Consider the following 5,460-nt stretch of genomic DNA (forward strand, 5'->3'; position numbering starts at 1 on the left):
CATTGTTTGGTTGGTTGTTGATAGAATCATAGAACGTGAGAGTTCCAACGCTTTTCTTCATTTGTATTCCTCCATTTTACCAAAAATGTCAGGTTGTCAGCTCCTCTGCGCGCCGATTTGCCTCCGCAAGAATCTCCTTCGGTATCTCGCCAAAGGGGAGGGATGGCGTGCCGAGCGCCGTGAGCATATCAGAAACGACGGCCAAGGTTTTGCGGGAGCGCTGAAACTCCTGCACCACGACGGCGTTCTTTGCGACGACGGGCAGTGTGAGCATCTCGTCAAAGAGCGCCAGCGCCGCAGAGGGGGTACTCCCCCGCTAGCATTGTCCGACGTGCCCTTCCTATGAGGCTGTCGAAGAGTTTTAGTCCTCTACGGAACGGAAAGCCACAACCGCGTTGTGGCCACCGAAACCGAAGGAGTTCGACAGCGCCACAATCTCGCCGGTAGGCAGTTCGCGTGCCTCAGTCACCACATCCAGGTCAATCTGGGGGTCCTTGTTGTCCAGGTTGATGGTGCAGGGTGCGGTGCGGTGGTGCAGAGCCAGTACGGTCAACACAGCCTCGAGTGCGCCCGCGCCGCCGAGCAGGTGGCCGGTCATGGACTTGGTTGCGGAGACGGCGATGTTCTTGGTGTGTTCGCCGAAGGTTTCGTGCATTGCGGTTGCTTCGGGCAGGTCACCGGCGGGGGTGCTGGTGGCGTGCGCGTTGATGTGCACGACGGTCTTCGGGTCGATGTTGCCGTCTTCGAGGGCTTCGCGCAGTGCGCGGGTTGCGCCGAGTGCTGCGGGGTCCGGTGCGGTGATGTGGTAGGAGTCGGCGGATACGCCGGTGCCTGCCAGTTCCGCGTAGACGCGTGCGCCGCGTGCCTTGGCGTGTTCTTCGGATTCGAGGATGAGTGCTGCTGCGCCTTCACCCATGACGAAGCCGTCGCGGTCGACGTCGTAGGGGCGGGATGCCTTTTCGGGTTCGTCGTTGCGGGAGGAGAGTGCCTGCATCTTGGCGAATGCTGCCATGGGGAGCGGGTGGATTGCTGCCTCAGAGCCGCCGACGATGACGACGTCTGCCTTGCCGCTGCGAATCATTTCGGCGCCGAGCTGCATGGCTTCGGTGGAGGATGCGCATGCGGAGACGACGGTCTGCGCTGCGGCGCGTGCCTTGAGGTTCATGGAGACGGCTGCTGCGTTGCCGTTGGGCATGAGCATCGGGACGGTCATGGGCAGGACGCGGCGGGGGCCCTTTTCGCGGAGGGTGTCCCATGCGTCGAGGAGGGTCCACACGCCGCCGATACCGGTGCCGAAGGCTACGCCGGTGCGCTCGGGGTCGACTTCTTCAGCGGATTCGGCGTCGGGGCCGGTGAATCCTGCGTCTTCCCATGCTTCGCGTGCGGCGATGAGGGCGAGCTGGCCCGAGGGATCCAGGCGCTTTGCTTCTACCTTGGTGAGGCGGCCGGATTCGAGGGCGGGAACAGCGAGCTGGCCTGCAATGTATACGGGCAGGTCGTATTCCTTGACCCAGGGGTAGTCGAGGGTGGATACACCAGATACGCCCTTGGTTGCGTTTTCCCAGGTGGTGGGGACGTCGCCGCCAATGGGGGTGGTCGCGCCGAGGCCGGTCACCAGCACTTTTCGAGACATTGTGGCACTTTCTCTTCGGTGGTCGATTTGGTGGTTTATCCGGTGGTGTGTGGATATAAACCTGTGGGGTCCGGGCTGATACTGCGTGTAGGGAACACCGCTATGGGAGCCCGGAGTGTATTGAAATGAAGCAGAGTGAATAGCGATGCGGCGCGGGCCGGTGAGAGCCCGCGCCGCCTCGTTATTGGTTATAGCTTAGGCAGCGTTCGCGATGAACTCGACTGCGTCGCCAACGGTCTTGAGGTTCTTGACCTCTTCGTCCGGGATGGTCACCTCGAACTTCTCCTCAGCGTTCACGACGATGGTCATCATCGAGATGGAGTCGATGTCCAGGTCCTCGGTGAAGGACTTGTCCAGCTGAACGTCCTCAACCTCAACGCCGGTCTCTTCGTTAACGATTTCTGCCAGACCTGCGAGGATCTCTTCCTTGTTAGCCATTCAGGGGCTCCTTTGTTGTTTCGATGGTCATCGCACCCGCCGGGTGGGGGTACGCGTGCATTACCGAGTTTATCGTGTCTGCGTGGTGTACGCATGCGTCAACTCGGAGTTTGTGGGGATGCTTTCCCGCTTTATGTTCTTTCTCGCGCACCGGCGCGGTGCCGGTGGTGAGGGGCGGTGAGCATCGGGCTCCGGTGGTTTTCCTTAGGGAACGGGTTTTCCTTAGGGAAGGACGACCACCTGAGCTGCGAATGCCAGGCCGGCACCGAAGCCGATCTGCAGGGCGAACTTGCCGGAGAGTTCCGGGTTCTCCTTGAGCAGGCGGTGTGCGGCGAGGGGGACCGATGCGGCGGAGGTGTTACCGGCATCGACGATGTCGCGTGCCACTGCCACCGTGTCGGGAAGCTTGAGGGTCTTGACCATCTGGTCAATGATGCGGGCGTTTGCCTGGTGCGGGATGAGCGCGCCGAGCTCGTCGGGGGTGATGCCGGCGGTTTCGAGTGCCTGCTTGGCGACCTTCGCCATTTCCCATACTGCCCAGCGGAAGACGGAGGGGCCGTCCTGGCGCAGGGTGGGCCAGATTTTTTCGCCCTCCTGCACGGGGTTTGCTACGAAGTCGCGGTTGCGGATGTCCAGCAGGGAGCGGTCCATGCCGACGGTGCCCCAGCGGGAGCCGTCCGAACCCCATACGGTGGGGGCGATGCCGGGCTCGTCAGAGACACCGACAACTGCGGCGCCCGCGCCGTCGCCGAGCAGGAAGGAGATGGTGCGTTCGGTGTTGTCGATGAAGTCGGAGAGCTTCTCAACGCCGATGACCAGCACGTTCTTTGCGGTGCCCGCGCGGACGAGGGCGTCTGCCTGGGCGATGCCGTAGCAGAAACCTGCACACGCTGCGGAGATGTCGTATGCGGGGCACTTGGAGCCGATTGCGTCGGCAACCAGGGTTGCCAGGGAGGGGGTTGCGTAGGGGTGCGAGATGGTCGAGATGATGACCGCCTCAATGTCCTCACCGGTCACACCGGATGCTGCCAGGGCGTCCTTAGCGGCGCCGATGGCGAGGTCGGCTACCGACTGGTTTTCGCTGGCGCGGTGGCGGGTTGCGATGCCGGTGCGCTGCTTGATCCACTCGTCGGAGGAGTTGATTGCCTCAACGATGTCATCGTTGGGGACGATGACTTCACCGCGGGCTGCGCCGTAACCGAGGATGCGGGAGTAGCGGTTGATTTCGTACTGCTTGAGGGTAGTCACGTATTCAATCCTTAGTGCTGATGCTCGCAAGACACTGTGTGCCTCGCATGTCTAAAGTGCATGTCTGGTGTGAAGGGTTCCTAGCGTGAGGAGGGCTGGGTGCTCTCCCCCAGCGTTTAGCCCTTCAGCGAGGCGAGGTCCTCGGGAGTGTTGATGGAGGTGCCGGGCACGCCGCGCATCGCGCGCTTTGCCAGACCGACCAGGGTGCCTGCGGGGGCGACCTCGATAATGCCGGCGACCTCACGCTCAAGCAGGGTTGCCATGCACAGGTCCCAGCGGACGGGGCTGGTCACCTGGGAGACGAGGGTCTTGACGAACTCTTCACCGGATGCCACGGCGGAACCGTCGCGGTTGGTCAGCAGTGCGGAGGTCGGGTCGGATACCTGCAGGGATGCGGCAAACTCTTCCAGGGCGGGCACGGCCGGTGCCATTGCCTCGGTGTGGAATGCGCCAGCGACCTTTAGGGGGATGACGCGAGCGCGTGCGGGCGGGTTCGCGGCGAATGCTTCGATGGCGGGGATGGGGCCTGCGGCTACGATCTGGCCGCCGCCGTTGGAGTTTGCTGCGACCAGGCCTGCTGCGTCGATGGCTTCGCGGACGTTTTCTTCAACGCCGCCGAGTACTGCAGCCATGCCGGTCGGGGAGGCGGCTGCCGCCTCCGCCATGCCGTTGGCGCGCACGCGCACGAAACGCATTGCGTCTTCGTCACTGAGTACGCCCGCGAGGGCTGCCGCGGTGATTTCGCCGACGGAGTGGCCCGCGAAGATGAGTTCTTCACCGTCGAGTTCGCGCAGTGCGAGGCGACCGGTGACGATGCCTGCAGCCACGATGAGGGGCTGGGCGATTGCGGTGTCCTTGATGGTTTCTTCTTCGGCTTCGGTGCCGTAGTGAATCAGGTCGATGCCTGCCGCTTCGGAGAGTCGTTCCAGGTGCTCACGCACACCTTCAATCTCGAGCCAGGGGCTCAGGAAGCCCTTCTTCTGGGAGCCCTGTCCGGGGCAAACGAGTGCGCGCATGCGGTGCGACCTTTCTGGTTTTTAGTACTCGTACGCGGTGCCTCTGCAGAGATGAAGACCGCGGTTAGTCTGTTACCTATGCTACCTTGTTCAACCGCTTTGCATAAACATCGCAGTGCAAGAATTTTGGGGTGCACTGGGAGCTTAGACAGTGGTTGAACAGTGTATAGCTTAGATTGAAATTGCCCATTCGTACAACCCGAACGGGCAAGGTTCAAATAGAGAGACACCTAACTTTCGGGTTGCCACCCTATGCTCGCGGATGCGCCCGCGCGTACGTCTCCGCCAGACGCTTCATCGACACGTGCGTGTAAATCTGCGTGGTCGCCAACGACGAATGCCCCAGCAGCTCCTGCACCGAACGGATATCGGCTCCACCATCAACCAGGTGAGTCGCCGCCGAATGGCGCAAAACGTGCGCACCCGAGGCCTGAGTGTTCTCCACCGTGCGCAGCAGGCGGGTCAGGTCCTCACGAATCTGACGGGCATTCGCACGCCCCCCACGAGGGCCAATAAACAGTGCCGTCACACCCTGAGCGCCCTCCGGAATCCACTGCGGACGACCATACGAAACCCAACGATTCAACGCCTTGAGCGCCGGGGTACCCAGCGGCACCACGCGCTCCTTATTGCCCTTACCCAGCACGCGCACCGTCTTATTCGCCCGGTCCACGCTCTGCAAATCCAGGCCGGTCAGCTCGGAAATACGCATGCCCGAGGCGTACAGCACCTCAACCACGGCTTCGAGGCGCAGCAGGCGTGCATCACGAGGATTCTGCGCCCGACGCTCCTGCAGGGTAGTGAGCAGCTGGTTCATCTGCTCACGGCTCAGCACCGGCGGCAGGTGATTCTCCCGCTTGGGAGTGCGCATACCGCGCGTAGGGTTGGCGTGCACCAGTTCCTCCTCCTGAGCCCAGGTGAAGAACGTGCGCAGGGTCGAACCGCGGCGCGCCACCGTAGAACGAGCCGCCTGCCGCAAATGCAACGAACCCAACCACTCACGAATCAGAGACGCATCGATACTATCCAGATGCCGCACGCCGCGGCGCGCCATGTAGCCGAAGAAGCCTTCCAAATCCGAAATATAGGAACGAATCGTCTCTTCGGAACGGTGCTTCTCATAGC

General features: G+C 62.2%; 6 protein-coding genes. 1 reads left to right on the top strand and 5 read right to left on the bottom strand.

The features are described from left to right. Positions 1-346: hypothetical protein (locus Q0216_RS04000; RefSeq protein WP_298593118.1), on the top strand; the 346-nt coding region annotated here is incomplete at its 5' end. Positions 347-361: 15 nt separating this feature from the next. Here the strand turns inward: Q0216_RS04000 and fabF are convergent. The 5 genes from fabF to Q0216_RS04025 all read right to left on the bottom strand — a co-directional run. Continuing rightward, positions 362-1,633 (bottom strand): beta-ketoacyl-ACP synthase II, encoded by a 1,272-nt coding sequence (gene fabF, locus Q0216_RS04005; protein ID WP_298593120.1) that lies wholly within the window; start codon positions 1,631-1,633, stop codon positions 362-364. A 195-nt stretch (positions 1,634-1,828) separates the two neighbouring features. After that, a complete protein-coding gene (locus Q0216_RS04010; RefSeq protein ID WP_005507475.1) occupies positions 1,829-2,071 on the bottom strand; it encodes an acyl carrier protein in 243 nt (80 codons plus the stop codon). Positions 2,072-2,293: 222 nt separating this feature from the next. Next, positions 2,294-3,319: a beta-ketoacyl-ACP synthase III gene (locus Q0216_RS04015; RefSeq protein ID WP_298593122.1), complete on the bottom strand. Its 1,026-nt coding sequence runs from the start codon at positions 3,317-3,319 to the stop codon at positions 2,294-2,296. A gap of 116 nt (positions 3,320-3,435) precedes the next feature. Further along, positions 3,436-4,335: an ACP S-malonyltransferase gene (locus Q0216_RS04020; protein WP_005507477.1), complete on the bottom strand. Its 900-nt coding sequence runs from the start codon at positions 4,333-4,335 to the stop codon at positions 3,436-3,438. Positions 4,336-4,585: 250 nt separating this feature from the next. Then, on the bottom strand, positions 4,586-5,460 hold an 875-nt coding region (locus tag Q0216_RS04025), incomplete at its 5' end, for a tyrosine recombinase XerC (RefSeq protein WP_298593125.1).

The sequence above is a fragment of the uncultured Rothia sp. genome, assembly GCF_937976295.1.
GTDB lineage: Bacteria > Actinomycetota > Actinomycetes > Actinomycetales > Micrococcaceae > Rothia.